A 22817-nucleotide genomic window follows, 5' to 3' on the forward strand; every position below is an offset into this window, starting at 1 on the left:
TGAAAAACCGGCCGAGTGCGAAATGCCTGTTCGGATGGAGAATGCCAGAAGACCGGACACGGAACGTGTGTCGACGGACACGATGAGCAGCCAGAACGTCCGGCGTAAGGTGTGCTCGCGATGACCGAAACAGTTTCGCGAGCCGTTCCTCCGGCGTCCCGTCACGCCGTCACGGTCGGCGCCGGCGCCACGCTCACCACGATCGCGTGCGTCCTGCCCGTCTTCCTGGTCGGTGGGCTCGCCGTCCAGCTCGCTGACGAACTCCGCTTCAGCCCGGCCGGGCTGGGCCTGGCCGTCTCGATCTACTTCGGGGTGAGTGCACTCACCTCGGTGCCCTCCGGCGCGCTGGTCGAACGCTTCGGCCCGGCACCGGTCGCCCGGGCCGCCGTCCTGCTCTCCGCCGCCTCGCTGCTCGCCGTGGCCGGGCTCGCCCGGTCATATCCGGTCCTGGTGGTGCTGCTGGCCCTCAGCGCCGCCGCCAACGCCCTCGGGCAGCTCGCCAGCAACGCCGCCCTGGCCGAGCACGTACCGACCCACCGGCAGGGCCTCTCGTTCGGCGTGAAGCAGGCCGCCGTACCGGCAGCCACGCTGCTGGCCGGTCTGGCGGTCCCCACCGTCGCGCTCACCGCCGGCTGGCGCTGGGCGTTCGTGGCGGCCGCCGTGGCCGCGCTCGCGGCGCTACCGGCCGTGCCCCGGTCCGGGCGGGACCGGCGCACCCGGACCGCCTCCGGCCGCCGTCCCGGCGGCACCGGCCCGCTCATGGTGATCGGGCTGGCCGCGACGCTCGCCGCCGCCGCCGCGAACGCCCTCGGCACGTTCCTCGTCGACTCGGCGGCGGCGCGGGGCCTCTCCCCCGGCCTGGCCGGGCTGACGCTGACCCTGGGCAGCGTGGTGTGCGTGCTCGCCCGCGTCGCCGTCGGCTGGCTGGCCGACCGGCGCACCGGCGGGCACGTGGGGCTTATCGCCGGGATGCTGCTGACCGGCTCGATCGGCCTGATCCTGCTCGCGGTGGCCGGTTCGGCACCGCTGGTCGCGGGCGTGGTGTTCGGCTTCGGTCTCGGCTGGGCCTGGCCGGGGCTGATGAACTTCGCCGTGGTCCGGCTCCACCCGCAGGCGCCGGCCGCCGCCACCTCGATCACCCAGACCGGCGTGTACGCGGGCGGCTGTCTGGGCCCGCTCGGCCTGGGCGCGCTGGCCGGCGCGGCGGGCTACCCGGCGATGTGGCTCACGGCCGCCGCGGCGATGTTCCTGGCCGCCCTCCTGATGCTGCTGGGTGCCCGTCTCCTGCGCCCCCGCCCCACCCCCACCCTCCCCTGACCCCCGCGCGGCGACGAGAGCCCGGACGGGCGGCGACAGAGCGAGGGGGTGAGGGCAGCGCGAGGGGGCGAGGGGGTCAGCTGGTGCGGTCGGCGATGTAGTCGCAGAGCGACTCCAGCGCGCGACGCGCCGGGCCCTCCGGAAGCGGAGCCAGCCGGGCCCGTGCGTCCTCGGCGTAGCTGCGCACCGTCTCCCGGGCGCGCTTCAGCGCCGGGGACTCCCGCAGCAGGCCGAGCGCCTCGGCGTGCAGCGCGTCGTCCACCAGCGGGCCGCTGGCCAGGATCTCGCGCAGCCGTACGCTCGCCGCGTCCGCGTCGTCGGAGGCCATCGCGTAGAGCACCGGCAGGGTGGGCACGCCCTCGCGCAGGTCGGTGCCGGGCGTCTTGCCGGACTGTACCGACTCGCTGGCGATGTCCAGCAGGTCGTCGGAGAGCTGGAACGCGACGCCGATGATCTCGCCGTACTCGGCCAGGGCCTCGACGTGCGCGGGCGCGGCGCCGCCGAACATGCCACCGAAGCGGGCCGAGGTGGCGATGAGCGAGCCGGTCTTCTCGGCGATCACGTGCAGGTAGTGCGCGACCGGGTCGGTGCCGCGCGGGCCGACCGTCTCGGCGATCTGGCCGTGCACCAGCCGGGCGAACGTGCGCGCCTGAAGGCGTACCGCCTCGGGGCCCAGGTCGGCGGCGATGTCCGCGGCCCGGGCGAAGAGGTAGTCGCCGACCAGGATGGCCACCGAGTTGGTCCAGCGGGAGTTGGCGCTCGGGGCGCCACGCCGCACCGCGGCCTCGTCCATCACGTCGTCGTGGTAGAGGGTCGCCAGGTGGGTGAGCTCCATCACCACGGCGGCGGGGACGACCTGGGCGGCGTCCGGGTCACCGAACTGCGCGCCGAGCGCCACCAGCAGAGGGCGGAACCGCTTGCCGCCGGCCTCGACCAGATGCCGGGACGCCTCGGTCACCAGCGGATCGGCGCTCGCCACGCTCGCCCGCAGGCTCGCCTCGACCCGGTCGAGCACGCCCAGCACCGAGGCTTCGACGCGCGGGTCGGCGAGGTGCAGGCCGAGCGCGCCGAACTGACCTGAACGCTCGCCAGCCGGGTTCGCCACGTCCTCAACCATGCCACACCCGTTCGACCTGCTCGTCGACGGGGATACGCCGAGGGCCGGCACGCCACGGCGTACCGGCCCCCGGTGGGATCACCGTTGTCATCTGACGAATTCGGCGGCACCGGTGGTCAGGTCGAGCAGCGGTCCGGGCACCACGCCGAGGACCAGCGTGGCGAGCACGCCGATGACGAGCGCGGCCGACGTGAGCGCGCCCGGCACGGTCACCGTCGGGGTGGACTCGCCCGGCTCGGACAGCCACATCATCACCACGACCCGCAAATACGGGAAGGCCAGCACCATGCTGGTCAGCACGCCGGCGATCACCAGCCACGCCTGGTTCGCCTCCAGGGCCGGGCCGAAGACCGCGAACTTGCTGGTGAAGCCGCTGGTCAGCGGGATACCGGCGAAGGCCAGCAGGATGAACGTGAAGATCGCCGCGAAGAACGGCGAGCGGCGGCCCAGCCCGGCCCAGCGGGACAGGTGGGTGGCCTCCCCGTCGGCGTCGCGGACCAGCGTCACCACGGCGAACGCGGCGAGCACCGAGAAGCCGTACGCGGCCAGGTAGAACATGGTGCCGGAGAGCCCCTCACGGCTCGGCGCCAGCACACCGACGAGCAGGTAGCCGGCGTTCGCGATCGACGAGTACGCCAGCAGGCGCTTGATGTCGGTCTGGGTGACCGCCAGCACCGCGCCGACCAGCATGGTCAGCACCGCGATCGCCCCGAGCACCGGGGTGAAGTCCCAGGAGGCCCCGGCGAACGCGACGTGGAAGACGCGCAGCAGCGCGCCGAACGCCGCGACCTTGGTGCAGGCCGCCATGAAGCCGGTGATCGGGGTCGGCGCACCCTGGTAGACGTCCGGCGTCCAGACGTGGAACGGCGCGGCGGCGGCCTTGAACAGCAGGCCGATCGCGAGCAGCGCCATGCCGGCGAACAGCAGCACCGGGCTGGACGGGGACTCGGTGACCGCGGCGTGCACGGTGGCGAAGTCGACGCCCGCCCCGCGCCCCGGGATCCCGGAGGTGAAGCCGTAGATCAGGGCGACACCGAACAGGAAGAACGCCGAGGCGTACGCGCCGAGCATGAAGTACTTCAGCGCCGCCTCCTGGCTCAGCAGACGCCGGCGGCGGGCCAGCGCGCAGAGCAGGTAGAGCGGCAGCGAGAAGACCTCGAGCGCGATGAACATGGTCAGCAGGTCGTTGGCCGCCACGAAGATCAGCATCCCGCCGATCGCGAACGACATCAGCGGGTAGACCTCGGTGGCGCCACCGACGCCCTCGGCCTGCCGCCGGTCCTCCGCCGACTCGGCGGTGACGGCGGCGTGCGCCACGAAGGCGCCGCCCCGCTCCACCGTGCGCTCGCCGACCAGCAGCAACGCCATCACTGCGAGCACCAGGATGGCGCCCTGCAGGAAGAGCGTCGGCCCGTCGATCGCGATGGCACCGCCGACGGTGATCAGCCGGTCGTCGGCGTTCAGGATCACCATGACGATCGCGGCGAGCATCGCCACCAGGGCGAGCCCGAGTTGCACCACGTTGCGCAGGCGACGCGGCACGAACGCCTCGACCAGGACCCCGAGCAGCGCCGCGCCCAGCATGATCAGGATGGGAGCGAGCGCCGCGTAGTCGATCGACGGCAGCTTGAGCTCGGTCATTTTGCGGCCTCCTGGACGCTGCCGACCTCAGGGGCGGGATCGGACTTGCCGACGTCCTGCATGGTCGCCTGGACGGCGGGGTTGATGACATCGGTGACCGGCTTCGGATAGAAGCCGAGCAGCACGATCAGCGCGATCAGCGGCGCGACGACCACCTTCTCGCGCAGGGTGAGGTCGCGGCGCATGCCCTCGACCTCGGTCAGCGCCGGGTTCAGGGTGCCCTGCGTGGTGCGCTGCACCATCCACAGCACGTACGCCGCCGCCAGGATGATGCCGAGCGTGGCGATCACCGCGACCGGCTTGTTGACGGTGAACGTGCCGATCAGCACCAGGAACTCGGAAACGAACGGCGCGGTGCCCGGCAGCGCCAGCGAGGCCAGACCGGCGAAGAAGAGCACACCGGCGAGCACCGGCACCAGCTTCCCCGCACCGCCGAAGTCGCTGATCAGCGCCGAGCCGCGCCGGGCGATCAGCATGCCGACCACGAGGAACAGCAGGCCGGTGGCCAGGCCGTGGTTGAGCATGTAGAGCACCGCGCCGGTGCCGGCCTGAGTGGTGAACGCGAAGATGCCGACGCCGATGAACCCGAAGTGCGCGATCGAGGTGTACGACACCAGGCGCTTCAGGTCGTTCTGGCCGACCGCCAGCAGCGCGGCGTAGATGATGCCGATGACGCCCAGCGCCAGCGCCCACGGTGCGAACCACCGCGACGCCTCCGGGAACAGCGGGAGGCAGTAACGCAGGATGCCGAACGTGCCGACCTTGTCCAGCACGCCGACGAGCAGCGCGGCGGCACCGGCCGGGGCTGCGCCACCGGCGTCCGGCAGCCAGGTGTGGAACGGGAAGAACGGCGCCTTGATGGCGAAGGCGACGAAGAAGCCGAGGAACAGCCAGCGGGCCGTGTCGGTGGCGAACTCCGCCTGGCTCAGCGTCTGCCAGTCGAAGGTCTTCCCGCCGACCACCCAGAGGCCGATCACCGCGGCCAGCATGAACAGACCGCCGACCAGCGAGTAGAGGAAGAACTTCACCGCCGCGTACTGCCGCTGGTGGCCGCCGTAGCTGCCGATCAGGAAGTACATCGGCACCAGCATGACCTCGAAGAACACGTAGAACAGGAAGACGTCGGCGGCGGCGAAGACGCCGATCATCGTGCATTCGAGGACGAGCAGCAGCGCGAAGTACGCGGGCACCGAGCGCTTGGACGCCTCGGCGTCGTGCCAGGACGCCAGGATCACCAGCGGCACCAGGATCGCGATCAGCATCAGCATGACCAGCGCGATGCCGTCCACTTCGAAGGTGAAGTTCACGCCCCAGTTCGGGATCCACGGGTACGACTCGCGGAACTGGAACCGGTCACCACCGGTGGAGAAGGCGAACCACATCACCACCGAGAGCACCAGGACCAGCAGCGACCAGCCGAACGCCACCAGCTTGGCCAGGTCCGGGCGGCTGCGGGGCAGCAGTGCCACCACCAGGGCGCCGACCAGCGGCGCCACGGTCAGCACCGAGAGGAACGGGAAGTTGGACATTATTCGGCCTTACCTCCGTCGTGACTGCGTGGCCCGCCGGCGGGGGCGGCCGCGTTGCTGTCGATCACGCCAGCCACCCCGCCTGCACCGCCAGGAACGCCGCCACCACGAGCAGCGCGCCGGTCAGGATCGAGGTCGCGTACGACCGCACGAAGCCGGTCTGGAGCCGCCGGAGCCGGCCCGAGCCCCCGCCCACGGCGGCGGCCAGGCCGTTGACCAGCCCGTCGACGCCCCGGTTGTCGAGGAACACCAGCGCCCGGGTGAGGAAGATGCCCGGCTTCTCGAAGACCGCCTCGTTGAAGGCGTCCGTGTAGAGGTTCCGGCGAGCGGCGGTGACCACCACGCCGGCCGGCTGCGGCTCGGTGGCCGTACCGGCGCGGAACAGGAACCAGGCCAGCCCGGCGCCCAGCACGGTGACCAGCAGCGACAGCGCGGTGAGCAGCCAGTGCGCCAGCACCGGCGCGTGCTCCCCGCTCTCCGCGGCGAGCCCGTTGGTGGCGCTGAGCCAGTCCGGTACGGAGGTGGCGAGCAGGAAGCCCGCTCCGACCGAGCCGACCGCCAGCAGGATCAGCGGGACGGTCATCAGCTTCGGCGACTCGTGCGGGTGCTCGATGTCCTCGGTCCAGCGCTTCGGCCCGTGGAACGTGAGCACGAACAGCCGCGTCATGTAGAACGCGGTGAGCCCGGCGCCGAGCAGCGCGGCCATGCCGAACAGCCAGGCCGTCCAGCCCTCCCGCTCGAACGCGGCCACGATGATCGGCTCCTTGGAGAAGTAGCCGGAGAACGGGAACATGCCGATGATGGCGAGCCAGCCCATCATGAACGTCAGCCAGGTGACCTTCATGTACTTGGACAGCCCGCCGAAACGGCGGATGTCCACCTGGTCGTTCATGCCGTGCATGACCGAGCCGGCGCCGAGGAACATGTTGGCCTTGAAGAAGCCGTGCGCCAGCAGGTGCACGATGGCCAGCGCGTACGCGCCGCCGCCGAGACCGACGCCGAGGAACATGTAGCCGATCTGGCTCACCGTCGACCAGGCCAGCACGCGCTTGATGTCGTCCTTGGCCGCGCCGATGATGCAGCCCATCAGCAGCGTGAGCGCGCCGACGCTGACCACCACGAGCTGGAGCGTCTCGTTGGCCGAGAAGATCGCGTTGGAGCGGGCGATCAGGTAGACGCCCGCGGTGACCATGGTGGCCGCGTGGATGAGCGCGGACACCGGGGTCGGGCCCTCCATCGCGTCCGGCAACCACGCCTGGAGCGGGAACTGACCGGACTTGCCGGCGGCGCCGAGCAGGAGCAGCAGGCCGAGCACCAGCACGGTGGTCGAGGTCAGCGAACCGACCCCGTTGAACACCTCGTCGTACTGGGTGGTGCCGAGCATGGCGAACATGATGAAGATGCCGATGGCCAGGCCGGCGTCGCCGACCCGGTTCATCAGGAACGCCTTCTTGCCGGCGGTGGCCGCGCTGGGCCGCCCGTACCAGAAGGAGATCAGCAGGTACGACGCCAGGCCGACGCCCTCCCAGCCGAAGTAGAGCATCACGTAGTTGTTGCCGAGCACCAGCAGCAGCATGGCGGCGACGAACAGGTTGAAGTACGCGAAGAACAGTCGCCGGCCCACGTCGTGCGCCATGTACTCCACGGCGTAGAGGTGGATCAGGAAGCCCACCCCGGTGATCAGCAGGACGAAGACCGCAGCCAGCGGGTCGAAGAGCAGACCGAAGTCCACCCGCAGGTCGCCGACCGCCATGAAGTCCCAGAGGCTCAGCTCGACCTGCTTGTTCTCCAGGCCGCGGAGCTGGAGGAAGTAGGTGAGCCCGAGCACGAAGGCGGTACCGATGGCGCCCACGCCCAGCCAGTGGCCCCAGCGGTCGGCCCGCTTGCCGAGCAGCAGCAGGATCGCCGCGCTGACCAGCGGGATCGCCACCAGCAGCCAGACCGTGCCCAGCATCCCGTCCGCCGTGGCGAAGGTGACGGCTTCGGCTGGCTCAGACTGGGCGATCGTCAGAATCTGTTCCACCACGAGCCCCTCAGTACTTCAGCAGGTTGGCGTCGTCGACGCTGGCCGAGCGCCGGGTCCGGAAGATCGCCATGATGATCGCGAGCCCGACCACGACCTCGGCCGCCGCCACCACCATCACGAAGAACGCCATGATCTGGCCGTTCAGGTCACCGTTGATCCGGCTGAACGTGACCAGGGTCAGGTTGGCCGCGTTGAGCATCAGCTCGATGCACATGAACAGCACGATCGCGTTGCGCCGGACGAGCACGCCCACGGCGCCGATGGTGAACAGCACCGCCGCGAGGATGAGGTAGTAGTCCGGGGTCACGGTGCCAGCCTTTCGTTCGCGACTGCGGGGCTCCGCTTCGCTGCACTCCTCGCGCTCACCGATCAGTCCCCTTCGGTGCGGTCTCCTCGGCCGTCAGCTCACGCACCGGCATGATCTCCGGGATGCTGCGGTCGGTCAGCCGCCCGTCGGGCAGACGGGCCGGGGTGGCCACCGAGGAGGACGTGGCGTAGACACCCGGGCCAGGCTTCGGTCCGGGGTAGTTGCCGGGGCGGAACCGCGCCTTCATGGTGGCGATCTGGTCCATCCGGTCCGCCTTGCGCCGCTCCACGTGCGCCAGCACCATCGCGCCGATGGCGGCGGTGATCAGCAGCGCCGAGGTCAGCTCGAAGGCGAAGACGTACTTGGTGAACAGCAGCCGGGCGATGCCCTGCACGTTGCCCTCGCCGTTGGCCTGGTCGAGCCCGACCGCCTGGACGCCGTCGAGGGCGCGGTAGAGGCCGGTGCCGACCAGGCCGGCGAAGCCGAGCCCGAGGACCACGGCCGCGACCCGCTGGCCGCGCAGCGTCTCGATGAGCGAGTCGGACGCGTCCCGGCCGACGAGCATCAGCACGAACAGGAACAGCATCATGATCGCGCCGGTGTAGACGATGATCTGCACCATGCCGATGAACGGCCCGGCCTGGAGCACGTAGAACACGCCCAGGCAGAGCATGGTCAGCACCAGCCAGAGTGCGGAGTGGACCGCGTTGCGGGCCCACACCATGCCGACCGCCCCGAGCAGGGCCAGCGGCGCGAGGATCCAGAAGGTGACCTCCTCACCCCCGGACACCTGGCCGGCGGCGGCGAGCACCGTTGCCGAGGTCATGCCTTGCCCTCCTTGCCCGCCGCGGCGGCGGAGCGCTGCTCGGCCTGCTCGGCGCCGGGGAAGGTCACACCGGGGTGCTCCTCCACCCGGTACCGGCCGGGGCCCATCGGCGAGCGCTCGGCGCCGGCCGAGGTGCCCGGGTTGGTGAGCGCGCCGACGTAGTAGTCCTTCTCGCTGTCGCCCAGCCGCATCGGGTGCGGCGGCTGCTCCATGCCTTCGAGCAGCGGCGCGAGCAGCTGTTCCTTGGTGAAGATCAGGTCCTGCCGGTTGTCCCGGGCCAGCTCGTACTCGTTGCTCATGGTGAGCGAACGGGTCGGGCAGGCCTCGATGCAGAGCCCGCAGAAGATGCACCGGGCGTAGTTGATCTGGTAGGTGCTGGCGTACCGCTCACCCGGGGAGAAGCGCTGCTCCTCGGTGTTGTCGCCACCCTCCACGTAGATCGCGTCGGCCGGGCAGGCCCAGGCGCACAGCTCGCAGCCGATGCACTTCTCCAGCCCGTCCGGGTGCCGGTTGAGGATGTGCCGCCCGTGGTAGCGCGGCGCCGAGACCGGCGGCTTGAACGGGTAGTCGGTGGTGACGACCTTCTTGAACATGTGCGAGAAGGTGACACCGAAGCCCTTGAACGTTCCGGTGATCGCGCCCACGTCACACCTCCCTGGAGTCCGGGCCGGCGACGACGTTGGCCGGCTCCCGCTCGGCGAGCACGCGCTTCGTACGCGGGCTCGGCGGAACCTGAAGATCCATCGGCGGCAGCGGGAAGCTGCCGTACGGCCGGGTGTCCGCCTGCTCCTGCAGCGACGGCTTCGGCTCCTTCTTCCGCGCCGGCCAGAACAGCGTGGCCAGCAGCAGCACGCCCGCGCCGACGGCGGTGACGAGCAACCGGTCCCGGGCCTGCCAGTCCTCGATCGAGCGCAGCCCGGCGAGCACCATGATCCAGACCAGGTTCAGCGGCAGCAGCACCTTCCAGCCGAACCGCATGAACTGGTCGTACCGGAGCCGGGGCAGCGTGCCGCGCAGCCAGACGAAGACGAACACGAGCATGATGACCTTGCCGAAGAACCACAGCATCGGCCACCAGCCCTCGTTGGCGCCCGACCAGATCGTGATCGGCCACGGGGCGTGCCAGCCGCCAAGGAACAGCGTCACGGTGAACGCCGACATGGTCACCATCGCGACGTACTCGCTGAGCATGAACAGCGCGAACTTCAGCGAGCTGTACTCGGTCTGGAAGCCGGCCACCAGCTCCGACTCCGCCTCGGGCAGGTCGAACGGCGCCCGGTTCGTCTCACCGACGATGGCGATGAAGAACATGATGAAGCTGGGCAGCAGCAGGATCGCGTACCAGCCGGGCGCGGCGAGGTCGAAGCCGCCGATGCTCAGCCGCGTGCCGTCGCCCTGCTGGGCGACGATCCCACTCGTCGACATGGTGCCCGCGGTCATGAAGACCGCGACCACGCTCAGGCCCATGGTGACCTCGTACGAGACCAGCTGGGCCGCCGAGCGCAGACCGCCGAGCAGCGGGTAGGTGGAGCCGCTGGCCCAGCCGCCGAGCACGATGCCGTACACGGCGAGCGAGGAGAAGGCCAACACCACCAGCACCGCCACCGACACGTCGGTGACCTGGAGCGGCGTGCGGTGCCCGAAGATGCTCACCATCGGCCCGAACGGGATCACCGACAGCGCGGTGACCGCGCAGACCACGGAGATCACCGGAGCGAAGAAGTAGACGACCTTGTCGGCCTTGCGCGGGAGGATGTCCTCCTTGAAGGCCAGCTTCACGCCGTCGGCGAGCGTCTGGAGCAGACCGAACGGGCCGGCTTGGTTGGGGCCGGGCCGCACCGCCATGCGGCCCACGACCCGGCGTTCGAACCAGACGCCGAGCAGCGTGGCCGCCACGGCGACGACGAACGCGAACAGGATCTTGCCGAGGACCAGCCACCACGGGTCCTTGCCGAAGTCGGCAAGCGTCGGGTCCTGCGCCGCGAGGATGACGGGATTCACTGCACCCACCTTTCGTTCCCGACTGCGGAGACGCTCACCACGTCGCCGGACGTCGCGCCGAGGCCGCGCCGCACGGTGGAGCCGGGTGAGTTGGTCGGCAGCCAGACGACGCCGTCGGGCATCTCGGTGATCGCCGCCGGCAGCGTGATCGCGCCGCGGTCGGTGCCCACCGTGACCGGGTCACCGTCGGCGACGCCCACCGCTTCGGCGGTGCCCTTGCCGAGCCGGACCACCGGCGGGCGGGCGGTGCCGGCGAGGTGCTCGTCGCCGTCGGTGAGGCTGCCCAGGTCGATCAGCTGGTGCCAGGTGGCGAGCACTGCCTCGCCCGGTCCGGGCTGCCGCACGGCGGCCGGCTCGACCGAGGGGGCCGACGGGCGCTCGACCCGGGTACGCGGCAGCGCGCCCAGCTCGCGGCGGACGGCCGGCACGTCGCCGGTGCCGAGCCGCACGTCGAGCTGCGCGGCGATCGCGTCGAGGATCCGGGCGTCGGTCATCGCGCCGGTGTCCAGCACCTTCTCGAACGTGCGCAGCCGGCCCTCCCAGTCCAGGAAGCTGCCGGACTTCTCGACCACCGGCGCGACCGGCAGGACCACGTCGGCGCGGCGGGACACCGCGCTCATCCGCAGTTCCAGGCTGACCAGGAACGGCACCGCGTCGAGGGCCGCCTCGGCCAGGCGCGGGTCGGCCAGGTCGGCCGGGTCGACGCCGGCCACCACCAGGGCGCCGAGCCGGCCGTTCGCGGCGGCGGTGAGGATTCCGTCGGTGTCGCGGCCGGCCTGGCTCGGGATCACCCCGGCCGGGATGTCCCACGCCTCGCCCAGCTCCGCGCGCGCGGCCGGCTCGGTGACGACCCGGCCGCCGGGGAGCAGGTTCGGCAGGCAGCCCGCGTCGACAGCGCCACGGTCACCCGCGCGCCGCGGCACCCAGACCAGCCGGGCACCGGTACGCCGGGCGACGTCCGCCGCCGCCGACAGCCCGCCCGGCACCTCGGCCAGGCGCTCGCCGACGATCAGGATCGCGCCGGGCCGGCCCAGCGCCTCGGCCACCGTGGCGTGCTCGGCCAGCACGCCGGCCTCCTCGCCGGGCACCACCCGGGCCAGCTTCGCCCCGAGCTTCTCCAGGCCGCGGGTGGCGAACGGCGCGAGCGCGTACACGGTGAGCTTCTTCTTCAGGTACGCCTTGCGCAGCCGCAGGAAGAGGATCGGGCACTCCTCCTCCGGCTCCAGGCCGACCAGCACCACGGCGGGCGCGTTCTCCACGTCCGTGTAGGTCACGTCGGTGACCCCGGCGACGCTGCTGGCCAGGAAGTCGGCCTCCTCGCGGGAGACCGGGCGGGCCCGGAAGTCGATGTCGTTGGTGTGCAGCGCGACCCGGGCGAACTTCGCGTACGCGTAGGCGTCCTCGACGGTGAGCCGGCCGCCGGTCAGCACCGCAGTGCCGGTCGCGCCGTCGCGGGCCGCGCGCAGCCCCTCGGCGGCCCGGGTCAGCGCCTCGCTCCAGGACGCCTCGCGCAGCTCACCGGTCTTCTCGTCGCGCACCATCGGGGTGCTGATCCGGTCGAACGCGCGGGTGTACTGGAAGCCCCAGCGGCCCTTGTCGCAGTTCCACTCCTCGTTCACCGCCGGGTCGTCGCCGGCCAGCCGGCGCAGCACCTTGCCGCGCCGCCAGTCGGTGCGCTGCGCGCAGCCGGCGGAGCAGTGCTCGCAGACGCTGGGCGTGGAGACCAGGTCGAACGGGCGGGCCCGGAACCGGTACTGCGCGCCGGTGAGCGCGCCCACGGGGCAGATCTGCACGGTGTTGCCGGAGAAGTACGAGTTGAACGGGACGTCCCCCTCGTCGCCCTCCTCGCCGTACGCGTCGTCCCGGTAGATGTTGATCTCCTCGTGCGAGGAGCGTCCCATCAGGTCGATGAACTTGTCCCCGGCGATCTCCTCGGAGAACCGGGTGCACCGCTGGCAGAGCACGCAACGCTCGCGGTCGAGCAGCACCTGGGTGCTGATCGGCAGCGGCTTCGGGTACTCCCGCTTGTGCTCGTGGAACCGCGAGTCCGTCCGGCCGGTGGACATCGCCTGGTTCTGCAGCGGGCACTCGCCGCCCTTGTCACACATCGGGCAGTCCAGGGGGTGGTTGAGGAGCAGCAGCTCCATCACCCCCTCCTGGGCCTTCTTGGCGACCGGGGAGGTGAGCTGCGTGCGCACCACCATGCCGTCGGCGACGGTCTGGGTGCAGGAGGCGACCGGCTTGCGCTGGCCCTCCACCTCCACCAGGCACTGCCGGCAGGCGCCGGCCGGGGCCAGCAGCGGGTGGTCGCAGAAGCGCGGGATCTCGGTGCCGAGCTGCTCGGCGACGCGGATCAGCAGCGCGCCCTTGGGCGCGGTGACCTCGACGCCGTCGATGGTCAGCGTGACGGTCTCGGTCTGCTTGGCTACGTCGGTCATTAGTGGGCTCCCACCAGCTGCTTGTCCGACAGCTTCGGCGCGGTACGTCCCTCGATGTAGTCGAGGTAGTCCTGCTTGAAGTACTTCAGCGACGAGGTCACCGAGCTGGTCGCGCCGTCACCCAGACCGCAGAACGAGCGGCCGAGGATGTTGTCGCAGGTGTCGAGCAGGGTGTCCAGGTCCTCGTGGGTGCCCTGGCCGGACAGGATGCGCCGGTAGACCCGGACCATCCAGTAGTTGCCCTCCCGGCACGGGGTGCACTTGCCGCACGACTCGTGGTGGTAGAACTCCAGCCACCGGTAGGTCGCGTACACCGGGCAGTCCTGGTCGGAGAAGATCTGCGTGGCGGTGGTGCCCAGGATCGAGCCGGCCCCCGCCACCCCCTCGAAGTCCAGCGGCACGTCCAGGTGCTCGGCGGTCAGCAGCGGCGTCGACGAGCCACCCGGGGTCCAGAACTTCAGGTTGTGCCCGGGCTTCATGCCGCCGGCCAGCTCGATCAGCTCGCGCAACGTGATGCCCATCGAGCACTCGTACTGGCCGGGGTCGGCGATCCGGCCGGACAGCGAGTAGATCATCGGGCCGGACGACTTCTCCGTGCCCATCGTCTTCCACCAGTCCGCGCCACCGAGCACGATGTACGGCACGCTGGCGATGGTGCCGACGTTGTTGACCACGGTCGGGCTGGCGTACAGGCCGTGGGTCGCCGGGAACGGGGGGCGCAGCCGGGGCTGACCCCGGAAACCCTCCAGCGAGTCCAGCAGCGCGGTCTCCTCACCGCAGATGTACGCCCCGGCGCCTGAGTGCACCACCAGCTCCAGGTCGAATCCCGAGCCGAGGACGTTCCGGCCGAGATAACCCTTGGCGTACGCCTCGGCGACCGCGCTGCGCAGCCGCCGGGCGGCGTGCACCGCCTCGCCGCGGATGTAGATGTACGCCCGGTTGGCCCGGATCGCGTACGAGGCGATGATGACGCCCTCGACCAGCGAGTGCGGGTCGTGGGTCATCAGCGGCAGGTCCTTGCAGGTGCCCGGCTCGCCCTCGTCGGCGTTCACCACGAGATAATGAGGCTTCCCGTCGCCCTGCGGGATGAAGCCCCACTTGAGGCCGGTCGGGAAGCCCGCGCCGCCCCGGCCGCGCAGTCCGGAGTCCTTGATCAGCTGGATCAGGTCGTCCGGGTGCGCCTTGAGCGCCTTACGCAGGGCGGCGTAGCCGTCCAGCTTCTCGTAGGTGCCGAGCCGCCACGCGTCCGGCGACAGCCAGCGCTTGGTCAGCACCGGCGTGAGCTTGGCCAGCGTCTCCGGCCGAGGAGTGGTCACTTCCGGACCCCCGATCCGTTCGCGTCCGCCGGGTCGGCGCCGTCCGCGCCCGTACCGGACTCCGCTTCCTTGAGGTTGCGCTCCTGCGCGCCGGCCGCGTCGCCGGCGGGCTTGCCGTCGCCGGCCGGCGGGTTCGCCGCCACGCCGGCAGCCTCCGCCGCCCGCGCGTCGCGGGACGCCGGGGCCGGGCCGTCCACCGGGACCTTGGTGCCGGGCGCGTCCGGCACCGGGGTGCTCGCGTCCGGCTGCCGGGTCTCCGCGGTACGCACCTGCGGCGACTTGTCGTCCGGTGCCTTCACGTCCGGCGCGGTGCTGCCCGTGGCCGCCTCCGGCAAGGCCTGCTCGGCGGTCTTGGCCTGCTCGGCGGTCTTGGCCGGCTCGGCGGTCTTGGCCGGCTCGGGCGCGGGGGCCGGCTTCGTGGCCTCGGCCTTCGCCTTCGCCTCGGCGGCGTCCCGGTCGGCCTCGGCCTTGCTGCGGATCGGGGTCTTCGGGTCGAAGCCCGGCACCGAGACGCCGTGCTGCTCGGCCAGGCGCAGGCCGCGCAGGCTCGGCTCGCCCGGCCCGCCGTCGGCCACCGCGCCGTCGCGCTCGTCGGCGAAACCGGCGAGCTGGACCGCCATCTCCTTGAGCGTGCACAGCCGCGCCCCGCGGGTCGGCATCGGCCGGCCGCCGGCGCGCAGCTCCTCGACCACGTCGAGCGCGGCCTGCGGCTCCACGTTGTCGAAGAAGTCGTAGTTGACTGTCATCACCGGGCCGTAGTCGCACGCCGCCAGGCACTCGGCGTGCTCCAGGGTGATCCTCCCGTCGGCGGTGGTCTCCTCGTGCCCCACGCCGAGGTGCTCGGCGAGGGTGTCGTAGACCTTCTGCCCGCCGAGCACGTCGCACATGGTGTTTGTGCAGACGCTCACCAGGTAGTCGCCGGTGGGCTTGCGCTTGTACATGGTGTAGAAGGTGGCGACGGCGCCGACCTGGGCCTTGTTGAGCCCGAGCACCTCGGCGCAGAACTCGACGCCGGCCGGGGACACGTAGCCCTCCTCGGACTGGACCAGGTGCAGCAGCGGCAGCAGCGCCGAGCGGGACCGGTCCGCCGGGTACCGGGCGATGATCTCCCGGGCCCGGGCGCGAGTCGTTTCGGAAAAGCTCATCGGTCACAACCACCCATCACGGGGTCCAGCGAGGCGCCGCCGGCGATCACGTCGGCGATCAGGCCGCCCTCGGCCATCGCCGGGAGGGCCTGGAGGTTGACGAAGCTCGGCTCCCGGTAGTGCACCCGGTAGGGCCGGGTGCCGCCGTCGGACACCGCGTGCACGCCCAGCTCGCCACGGGGCGACTCGATGCCGACGTACACCTGGCCCGGCGGAACCCGGAAACCCTCGGTGACGAGCTTGAAGTGGTGGATCAGCGACTCCATCGACTGACCCATGATCTTCGCGACGTGCTCCAGCGAGTTGCCCATGCCGTCCACGCCGATGGCCAGCTGCGCCGGCCAGGCGATCTTCTTGTCGGACACCATCACCGGGCCGGGCTTCAGGCGGTCCAGCGCCTGCTCGATCAGCTTCAGCGACTCGCGGATCTCCGCCACCCGGACCAGGTAGCGGCCCCACACGTCACCGTCGGTGTGGGTAGGCACGTCGAACTCGTACGTCTCGTACCCGCAGTACGGCATGGTCTTGCGCAGGTCCCAGGCGAGGCCCGCGGACCGCAGCACCGGGCCGGTGACGCCGAGCGCCATGCAGGCGGTCACGTCGAGCACCGCCACGTGCTGCGTACGCTCCAGCCAGATCGGCTGGCCGGACAGCAGGTTCTCGTACTCCTTGAGCCGCTTCGGCATCAGCGTGAGGAAGTCACGGATCTTGCGGATCGCGTCGTCCGGCACGTCCTGCGCCACGCCGCCCGGCCGCACGTACGCGTGGTTCATCCGCAGGCCGGTGATGGTCTCGAAGATGTCGAGGACGTACTCCCGCTCGCGGAAGCCGTACAACATCATGTTGATCGCGCCCAGCTCCATGGCGGTGGTCGCCAGCCAGACCAGGTGCGACGAGACGCGGTTGAGCTCCATCATCAGCACGCGGATGGTGGTGGCCCGCTCGGTGATGTCGTCGGTGATCCCGAGCAGCTTCTCCACCGCGAGCGCGTACGCCGTCTCGTTGAACAGCGGCGAGAGGTAGTCCATCCGGGTCACGAACGTCGAGCCCTGGACCCAGTTGCGGTACTCCAGGTTCTTCTCGATGCCGGTGTGCAGGTAGCCGACGACCGAGCGGGCCTCGCGGACCGTCTCGCCCTCCAGCTCCAGGACCAGCCGCAGCACGCCGTGGGTGGACGGGTGCTGCGGACCCATGTTGACGACGATCCGCTCGTCGTTGATCGGGTCCGTGCCGGAGACGACCTCGTCCCAGTCCCCACCGGTGACGGTGAAGACCTTGCCCTCGGTCGTCTCGCGCTCGGTCGCGTAGTTCGACGTGGTCATTGGTAGGACCTCCTACGGTCCGGCGGGGGGATCTCCGCACCCTTGTACTCGACGGGGACGCCGCCCAGCGGGTAGTCCTTGCGCTGCGGGTACCCCTCCCAGTCGTCCGGCATGAGGATCCGGGTCAGGGCGGGGTGGCCGTCGAAGACGACGCCGAACATGTCGTACGCCTCCCGCTCCTGCCAGTCGGCGGTCGGGTAGACGGCGGTGACGCTCGGGACGTGCGGCTGTTCGGCGGAGACCGCCACCTCCAGCCGGACCATGCGCCGGTAGGTCATCGAGGTGAGCTGGTAGACCACGTGCAGGCGGCGCTCCGCACCCAGGTAGTCCACGCCGGACAGCGAGGAGAGCAGCTCGAAGCGCAGCGCGAGGTCGTCGCGCATCACCTGGCAGACCTCGGCGATCCGCTCCGGGCGGACGTGCAGGGTCAGCTCGCCCCGGTCGACCACGACCTTCTCGATCGCGTCGCCGAAGTCCGGGTACGCCTCCTCCAGCGCGTCCCGCACCTCGTCGAAGTAGCTCCCGTACGGCCGGGCCGCCTCCTCGATCGGCTTTCGCGGGCGGACCAGGCCGCCGTAGCCGGAGACGTCACCGGTGCCCTGGTTGCCGAACATGCCCCGGCCGGCCGGGCTGGCCGGCGGGTACTCCGCCGGGGCGGTCGAGCTGGCGCCGGCCGGGGTGGTGGGTACCGGCACCCCGCCGTCGTTGGTCTTGTCGTTCGGAGTGGTCATTTCGGGCCCCTATGCGACGCCTGGAGGTGGTTCTGCGCCTTCATCCAGTTCTCGATCCGCAGCTGCTCCTCGCGCCCCTCGCGGACCGCCTTCGTCCACTCGGCACGCCGGGCCTTGTCGCTGCGGTACGACGACGGCATCGAGCCGTACGGCACCACCGGCACGTCACCGCGCGCCTGGCGGGCCTCCAGCATCTTGCGGCCGTTCGGGCCCAGCGGCTCGTGCATGATCTTCTCGCGCAGCTTGAGCACCGCGTCGATGAGCATCTCCGGCCGGGGCGGGCAGCCGGGGAGGTACATGTCGACCGGGACCACGTGGTCGACGCCCTGCACGATGGCGTAGTTGTTGAACATGCCGCCGCTGCTGGCGCAGACGCCCATCGAGATGACCCAGCGGGGCTCGGCCATCTGGTCGTAGATCTGGCGCAGGACCGGGGCCATCTTCTGGCTCACCCGGCCGGCCACGATCATCAGGTCCGCCTGGCGGGGCGAGGCGCGGAAGACCTCCATGCCCCAGCGGCCCATGTCGTAGTGCGGGCCACCCGCCGCCATCATCTCGATGGCGCAGCAGGCCAGACCGAACGTGGCGCCCCAGACCGAGGTCTTCCGGGTCCAGTTGACCAGCTTCTCGACGCTGGTGAGCAGGACGCCGGAGGGGAGTTTCTCCTCGATGCCCATCTGCTACCTCCTCAGTCCCAGTCCAGGCCGCCGCGCCGCCAGACGTAGGCGTATGCGACGAAGACCGCGACGATGAACAGGACCATCTCCACGAAGCCGAAGATCGGCAGAGCGTCGAAGGAGACCGCCCAGGGGTAGAGGAAGATGATCTCGATGTCGAAGACGATGAAGAGCATCGCCGTCAGGTAGAACTTGATCGGGAACCGGCCGCCGCCGACCGGCTGCGGGCTCGGCTCGATGCCACACTCGTACGCCTCGAGCTTGGCCTTGTTCAGACGCCGCGGACCGGCGAGTCGGGCAGCGGCCACGGAGAACAGCGCGAACGCCGCAGCGAGGGCGAACAGCCCGATGATGGGTGCGTAAGGAGAGAGCGTCATCGTTGTCCCCTGCTCGTCCTTCCCTGACCTCGGTGGTTGGCCAAAATCACACTATTCACGTCCCTCACGACCTCGGTCGGCGGGGTCGATCTCTGTCCGGCCCGTGGGCGTCCGGCCTCGGGCCGTCGTCTCCTACACGGCCGGGGCCACCTTCGTCATCGCGTTGATGACCCGGTCCATCGCGTCCCCGCCGCGCGGGTCGGTCAGGTTGGCCAGCAGCTTGAGCACGAACCGCATGAGCATCGGGTGCGGCATGCCGTGCTTGGTCGCCATCCGCATGATCTCGGGGCGGCCGATGAGCTTCACGAAGACGCCGCCGAGCCGGTAGTAGCCGCCGAAGCGGGCCTTCAGCTCCTGCGGGTACGCCATCAGCGCCCGCTCCCGCTCCGCGCCGGCCGGGCGGGCGAGTGCCTGCACCACGACCTCCGCGGCCATCTCGCCCGACTCCATCGCGTACGCGATGCCCTCGCCGTTGAACGGGTTGACCATGCCGCCGGAGTCGCCGACGAGCAGCACGCCGCGGGTGTAGTGCGGTACCCGGTTGAAGCCCATCGGCAGCGCGGCGCCGAGGATCGGACCCTCCGCGTTGGACTCGTCGGTCATCCCCCAGTCCTCGGGGGTGTTCGCGAGCCAGTCGGTGAGCAGCTTGCGGTAGTTCGTCTTGCCGAACGCCGAGGAGGAGTTCAGCACGCCCAGCCCGACGTTCACCCGGCCGTCGCCGAGGCCGAAGATCCAGCCGTACCCGGGCAGCAGCGCGTCGCTGCCCTTGGCCCGCAGCTCCAGCCAGGACTCCAGGTAGTCGTCGTCGTGCTTGGCGGGCGAGCGGTAGTAGCGGCGGACGGCCACGCCGATCGGGCGGTCCTCCCGCTTGGCCAGCCCGAGGGCGAGCGGGAAGCGGCCGGAGACACCGTCGGCGGCGACCACGAGCGGCGCGTGGAACGTGGCGGGTTCCCTGTCCGGGCCGACCTCGGCCTGCACGCCGACGACCCGGTCGTCGACGCCGAGCACCGGCCCGAGGACGTTGACGCTGGTGCGCAACTTCGCCCCGGCGGCGACCGCCCGCTGGACGAGCAGGTCGTCGAAGTCGAGCCGGGTCCGCACCAGGCCGTAGTTGGGGAAGCTGGCCAGGTCGGGCCAGTCCAGTTCCAGGCGTACTCCGCCGCCGATCACCCGCAGGCCCCGATTGACCTGCCAGCCGTCCTCGGCGGCGGCGGCGCCGGCACTGTCGCCGGTCGCTGCGCTCCCGCCGACGACGCCCATCCGGATCAGCTGCCGCACGGCCCGGGGCGTGAGCCCGTCACCGCAGACCTTCTCCCGGGGAAATTCAGTCTTCTCCAGCAGCAGCACGCGTACGCCGTGCCGCGCCAGGTGGTACGCCGTGGCCGATCCTCCGGGACCGGCGCCCACGACGATGACGTCGGCGTCGTTCTCCACCGCGGTCATCCGCGCCTCCTCCCGCATGCTCGTGAAATGCTTCACAAGCCGATCCGGTTGGAGTCTATGACCGGCGTTACACCAGTACGCGCTGAGGGGGGCCTAACTTCGCGGAAACGCGCCGGTAGGGGCGTCGAGACCGGTCAGGGGCGCGCCTGCGCGGCCGGTCCGAGTCCGGCGTCGAGCCGGATGGTTTCGGGCAGATGGTCGCGCAACGCCCCACCCGCGGCCCGGTCCAGCGCGGCGAGCACCTCGGCGACGACCTGCCGGACGTCGGCGGGATCCGCGCCGGCCAGCTCGCGGAGCTGCGCGATCAGCTCGGCGGCGTCGTCGTCGGTGGCGGCCTGGTCTGGTCCGGTCATGGAGGCGAGCCTACGGGGCAAAGTAGACCGAAACCGGATATTCACGAAATGACCAGATACCGCTGACCGGACGGTCAGTTTCGGACGGCCCGGTGCAGCGCCACGACGCCGCCGGTCAGGTTGCGCCAGGCCACCCGGCCCCAGCCGGCCGCGCCGATCCGCGCGGCCAGCGCCGCCTGGCCCGGCCAGGCCCGGATCGACTCCGCCAGATAGACGTAGGCGTCCGGGTTGCTCGACACCGCGCGCGCCACCGCCGGCAACGACCGCATCAGGTACGACAGGTAGACGGTACGGAACGCCGGATTGACCGGCGTGCTGAACTCGCAGACCACCAGTCGCCCGCCCGGCCGGGTCACCCGCGCCAGCTCGGCCAGCGCCGCGTCGGTGTCGTTGACGTTGCGCAGCGCGAAGGAGATGGTCACCGCGTCGAAACTGGCGTCGGCGAACGGCAGCCGCAGCGCGTCCCCGGCCAGCAGCGGCACCGACGGCCGGGTGCGCTTGCCGGCTTGCAGCATGCCCAGCGACAGGTCCGCGCCCACCGCGTACGCCCCGGAGTGGGCCAGTTCCTCGGTCGACACACCAGTGCCGGCGCCCACGTCGAGCACCCGCTCGCCCGGCCGCAGCCCGAGCGCCGCCCGGGTGGCCCGCCGCCAGGACCGGTCCTGCCCGAACGAGAGCACGGTGTTCGTCAGGTCGTAGCGGGCGGCGACGCCGTCGAACATCGCGGCGACCTCGTGCGGCTGCTTGTCCAGGCTGGCGCGCTGGCCCTGCGGGGTACGGCTCACCCCTCCACTCTGCCAGCCACGCCGCCCCCGCCTGCCCCCGGGTACGCGACCGGGCGAGGTGGTCACCCACCCCGCCCTGGTCGCGTACCCGGTCCCGGTCAGTCGCCGGTGCGCTCCGCACCCGGGGCCACCAGGACCACCTTGCGGCGGCGGGAGAGCATCATCAGCGCCGCGCCGGCCGCGAGCACCGCCGCGCCGATGCCGCCGATCAGGCCGACCTGCGTACCGGTCACCGGCAGGCCGCCGTCGCCGGTGCCGCCACCCGCGCCACCACCGGCGGTCGGGGTCGGCACCGCCGTCGCGTCACCGGTCGGGGTCGGGTGGGCGGTCGGAGTCGAGGTCGGTCCGGCGGTCGGCGTCGGGCTCGGCGTCGACTGCGGGCTCTGGTCGACGAAGACGTCGAACTGGGCGGTGTTGTCACTGTCGTCGGCCTCGGCGAACGCGCGCCGCTGCGCCGAGCTGGCGGCCCGCGGCTCCTCCTCCGGCGTGCCGGTGGCGCCGTCCAGGCCGGCGGCCCAGACGAAGCCCGGCCGGAGCAGCTTCTCGGTCACGTCCGCGCCGACAGTCACCCGGACGTCGGCGGTGTAGTACTGACCGGGCTTGAGCACCGCGCCCAGGTCCTCGCAGTACGCGTTGGCGAAGCCGCCCAGGTCCTGCGCGACGCAGCCGTCGGGCAGCTTGGCGAAGGTGACGCCGGCCGGCAGCGTGATCCCGTAGCCGATGCCGGTGGCGCGCTTGCTGCCGTCGTTGAACACGGCCCAGTCCAGCGGCGCGGTCTCGCCCGGCCGGACCGGGCGCAGGCCCGCCTCGTCGGCGTCGTCGCCGTCCACGGTCACGCCGGCGTACACGTCCTGGACCCACGTGGTGAGGTCGTAGCCGCGCTCGGTGACGGTGATGTCGTGGTCGACCGTGTCCAGCACGCCGGTGCCGTTCGCCGCGCTGATCGAGACCGTGAGCGTGCCCGCCGCGCCCTTGCCGCCGGTGGAGAACAGCGGGATGCCGAAGTCCTCAGTGGTGCCGGCGGGCAGGTCGCCCAACAGGCAGGAGAAGGCGGTGCCGCTGATGTCGCAGCCCTTCGGGACCAGCACGCCGACCTTGGCGGTCTTGAGGCCCTTCGTCTCGACGGTGACCCGGACGTCCTTCGCGTCGACGGTCCCGACGGTGTTGTTCACCTGGAACTTGAACGGCTTGGCCTTGGCCTCGCTGACGCCCTTGGCGAGCTGGTAGCTGAGCGGGATGAGCTGGACGTCGGCCTTCTCGGCCGCCTGCGCCGGGCCGGCGAGCGCGCCGAGACCAGCGGTGGAGAGCAGGGCCGCCACGCCGGCGCTGGCCAGCGTGGACCGGTAGCGGAAGGTCATTGTTCCCCCGGGGGTAGGGACGCGTGATCAGGTACCGAACGAACGGACGGTACCGGAGCGACGCGTCGCCACGCCACCGCCCGGCGGCGGGAATTCCGATCGACCCCG

General features: G+C 71.2%; 20 protein-coding genes. 1 reads left to right on the forward strand and 19 read right to left on the reverse strand.

The window, feature by feature from the left end; all coding sequences use genetic code 11:
* The first annotated feature begins 120 nt into the window (after positions 1–120).
* Positions 121–1317 (forward strand): MFS transporter, encoded by a 1197-nt coding sequence (locus C569_RS0121365; RefSeq protein WP_036346504.1) that lies wholly within the window; start codon positions 121–123, stop codon positions 1315–1317.
* 76 nt (positions 1318–1393) lie between these two features.
* Here the strand turns inward: C569_RS0121365 and C569_RS0121370 are convergent, their stop codons facing one another.
* The 19 genes from C569_RS0121370 to C569_RS0121460 form a co-directional block, all read right to left on the reverse strand.
* Positions 1394–2434 (reverse strand): polyprenyl synthetase family protein, encoded by a 1041-nt coding sequence (locus C569_RS0121370; RefSeq protein ID WP_018787798.1) that lies wholly within the window; start codon positions 2432–2434, stop codon positions 1394–1396.
* An 87-nt stretch (positions 2435–2521) separates the two neighbouring features.
* Complete coding sequence (gene nuoN / locus C569_RS0121375) at positions 2522–4075, reverse strand: NADH-quinone oxidoreductase subunit NuoN (RefSeq protein ID WP_018787799.1); 1554 nt, start codon at positions 4073–4075, stop codon at positions 2522–2524.
* Complete coding sequence (locus tag C569_RS0121380) at positions 4072–5604, reverse strand: NADH-quinone oxidoreductase subunit M (protein ID WP_018787800.1); 1533 nt, start codon at positions 5602–5604, stop codon at positions 4072–4074. Before C569_RS0121380 ends, nuoN begins: the two co-directional genes overlap by 4 nt.
* A 64-nt stretch (positions 5605–5668) precedes the next feature.
* A complete protein-coding gene (gene nuoL / locus C569_RS0121385; protein ID WP_018787801.1) occupies positions 5669–7630 on the reverse strand; it encodes an NADH-quinone oxidoreductase subunit L in 1962 nt (653 codons plus the stop codon).
* Between the two features lie 7 nt (positions 7631–7637).
* Positions 7638–7937, reverse strand: a complete 300-nt coding sequence (gene nuoK, locus C569_RS0121390; protein ID WP_013283611.1) for an NADH-quinone oxidoreductase subunit NuoK — start codon at positions 7935–7937, stop codon at positions 7638–7640.
* Positions 7938–7992: 55 nt separating this feature from the next.
* A complete protein-coding gene (locus tag C569_RS0121395) occupies positions 7993–8763 on the reverse strand; it encodes an NADH-quinone oxidoreductase subunit J (protein ID WP_018787802.1) in 771 nt (256 codons plus the stop codon).
* Positions 8760–9407: an NADH-quinone oxidoreductase subunit NuoI gene (nuoI, locus tag C569_RS0121400; protein WP_018787803.1), complete on the reverse strand. Its 648-nt coding sequence runs from the start codon at positions 9405–9407 to the stop codon at positions 8760–8762. Before nuoI ends, C569_RS0121395 begins: the two co-directional genes overlap by 4 nt.
* A 1-nt stretch (position 9408) precedes the next feature.
* Positions 9409–10764, reverse strand: a complete 1356-nt coding sequence (gene nuoH / locus C569_RS0121405; RefSeq protein ID WP_018787804.1) for an NADH-quinone oxidoreductase subunit NuoH — start codon at positions 10762–10764, stop codon at positions 9409–9411.
* The gene (locus tag C569_RS0121410) at positions 10761–13202 is read right to left on the reverse strand and encodes an NADH-quinone oxidoreductase subunit G (RefSeq protein WP_018787805.1); all 2442 of its coding nucleotides are present in this window, start codon (positions 13200–13202) and stop codon (positions 10761–10763) included. Before C569_RS0121410 ends, nuoH begins: the two co-directional genes overlap by 4 nt.
* Positions 13202–14518, reverse strand: a complete 1317-nt coding sequence (gene nuoF / locus C569_RS0121415) for an NADH-quinone oxidoreductase subunit NuoF (protein WP_018787806.1) — start codon at positions 14516–14518, stop codon at positions 13202–13204. Before nuoF ends, C569_RS0121410 begins: the two co-directional genes overlap by 1 nt.
* The gene (nuoE, locus tag C569_RS0121420; protein WP_018787807.1) at positions 14515–15663 is read right to left on the reverse strand and encodes an NADH-quinone oxidoreductase subunit NuoE; all 1149 of its coding nucleotides are present in this window, start codon (positions 15661–15663) and stop codon (positions 14515–14517) included. The genes nuoF and nuoE overlap by 4 nt, the downstream gene beginning before the upstream one ends.
* A complete protein-coding gene (locus C569_RS0121425; RefSeq protein ID WP_018787808.1) occupies positions 15660–16985 on the reverse strand; it encodes an NADH-quinone oxidoreductase subunit D in 1326 nt (441 codons plus the stop codon). Before C569_RS0121425 ends, nuoE begins: the two co-directional genes overlap by 4 nt.
* A complete protein-coding gene (locus C569_RS0121430; RefSeq protein WP_018787809.1) occupies positions 16982–17716 on the reverse strand; it encodes an NADH-quinone oxidoreductase subunit C in 735 nt (244 codons plus the stop codon). The genes C569_RS0121425 and C569_RS0121430 overlap by 4 nt, the downstream gene beginning before the upstream one ends.
* Positions 17713–18393, reverse strand: coding sequence for an NADH-quinone oxidoreductase subunit B family protein (locus C569_RS0121435; protein ID WP_013283602.1), 681 nt, complete (start codon positions 18391–18393; stop codon positions 17713–17715). The genes C569_RS0121430 and C569_RS0121435 overlap by 4 nt, the downstream gene beginning before the upstream one ends.
* An 11-nt stretch (positions 18394–18404) precedes the next feature.
* Complete coding sequence (locus C569_RS0121440) at positions 18405–18770, reverse strand: NADH-quinone oxidoreductase subunit A (protein ID WP_013283601.1); 366 nt, start codon at positions 18768–18770, stop codon at positions 18405–18407.
* Positions 18771–18902: 132 nt separating this feature from the next.
* Positions 18903–20213, reverse strand: a complete 1311-nt coding sequence (locus tag C569_RS0121445) for a geranylgeranyl reductase family protein (RefSeq protein ID WP_026268460.1) — start codon at positions 20211–20213, stop codon at positions 18903–18905.
* A 134-nt stretch (positions 20214–20347) separates the two neighbouring features.
* The gene (locus C569_RS0121450) at positions 20348–20566 is read right to left on the reverse strand and encodes a hypothetical protein (RefSeq protein WP_018787811.1); all 219 of its coding nucleotides are present in this window, start codon (positions 20564–20566) and stop codon (positions 20348–20350) included.
* A 74-nt stretch (positions 20567–20640) separates the two neighbouring features.
* The gene (locus C569_RS0121455) at positions 20641–21351 is read right to left on the reverse strand and encodes a demethylmenaquinone methyltransferase (protein WP_018787812.1); all 711 of its coding nucleotides are present in this window, start codon (positions 21349–21351) and stop codon (positions 20641–20643) included.
* A gap of 98 nt (positions 21352–21449) precedes the next feature.
* Entirely contained in the window at positions 21450–22709 is a 1260-nt protein-coding gene (locus C569_RS0121460) for a hypothetical protein (protein WP_018787813.1), read from the reverse strand.
* Positions 22710–22817 lie beyond the last annotated feature (108 nt).

It is taken from the genome of Micromonospora sp. CNB394 (genome assembly GCF_000374985.1).
Classification (GTDB): domain Bacteria; phylum Actinomycetota; class Actinomycetes; order Mycobacteriales; family Micromonosporaceae; genus Micromonospora; species Micromonospora marina.

Excerpts from the sequence above, each read along its gene's own strand:
- C569_RS0121365 (WP_036346504.1), top strand. The coding sequence starts at position 121 with ATGACCGAAACAGTTTCGCGAGCCGTTCCTCCGGCGTCCCGTCACGCC.
- C569_RS0121370 (WP_018787798.1), bottom strand. The coding sequence starts at position 2,434 with ATGGTTGAGGACGTGGCGAACCCGGCTGGCGAGCGTTCAGGTCAGTTC.
- nuoN (WP_018787799.1), bottom strand. The coding sequence starts at position 4,075 with ATGACCGAGCTCAAGCTGCCGTCGATCGACTACGCGGCGCTCGCTCCC.
- C569_RS0121380 (WP_018787800.1), bottom strand. The coding sequence starts at position 5,604 with ATGTCCAACTTCCCGTTCCTCTCGGTGCTGACCGTGGCGCCGCTGGTC.
- C569_RS0121395 (WP_018787802.1), bottom strand. The coding sequence starts at position 8,763 with ATGACCTCGGCAACGGTGCTCGCCGCCGCCGGCCAGGTGTCCGGGGGT.
- C569_RS0121410 (WP_018787805.1), bottom strand. The coding sequence starts at position 13,202 with ATGACCGACGTAGCCAAGCAGACCGAGACCGTCACGCTGACCATCGAC.
- nuoE (WP_018787807.1), bottom strand. The coding sequence starts at position 15,663 with ATGAGCTTTTCCGAAACGACTCGCGCCCGGGCCCGGGAGATCATCGCC.
- C569_RS0121425 (WP_018787808.1), bottom strand. The coding sequence starts at position 16,985 with ATGACCACGTCGAACTACGCGACCGAGCGCGAGACGACCGAGGGCAAG.
- C569_RS0121430 (WP_018787809.1), bottom strand. The coding sequence starts at position 17,716 with ATGACCACTCCGAACGACAAGACCAACGACGGCGGGGTGCCGGTACCC.
- C569_RS0121435 (WP_013283602.1), bottom strand. The coding sequence starts at position 18,393 with ATGGGCATCGAGGAGAAACTCCCCTCCGGCGTCCTGCTCACCAGCGTC.
- C569_RS0121440 (WP_013283601.1), bottom strand. The coding sequence starts at position 18,770 with ATGACGCTCTCTCCTTACGCACCCATCATCGGGCTGTTCGCCCTCGCT.
- C569_RS0121445 (WP_026268460.1), bottom strand. The coding sequence starts at position 20,213 with ATGACCGCGGTGGAGAACGACGCCGACGTCATCGTCGTGGGCGCCGGT.
- C569_RS0121450 (WP_018787811.1), bottom strand. The coding sequence starts at position 20,566 with ATGACCGGACCAGACCAGGCCGCCACCGACGACGACGCCGCCGAGCTG.
- C569_RS0121460 (WP_018787813.1), bottom strand. The coding sequence starts at position 22,709 with ATGACCTTCCGCTACCGGTCCACGCTGGCCAGCGCCGGCGTGGCGGCC.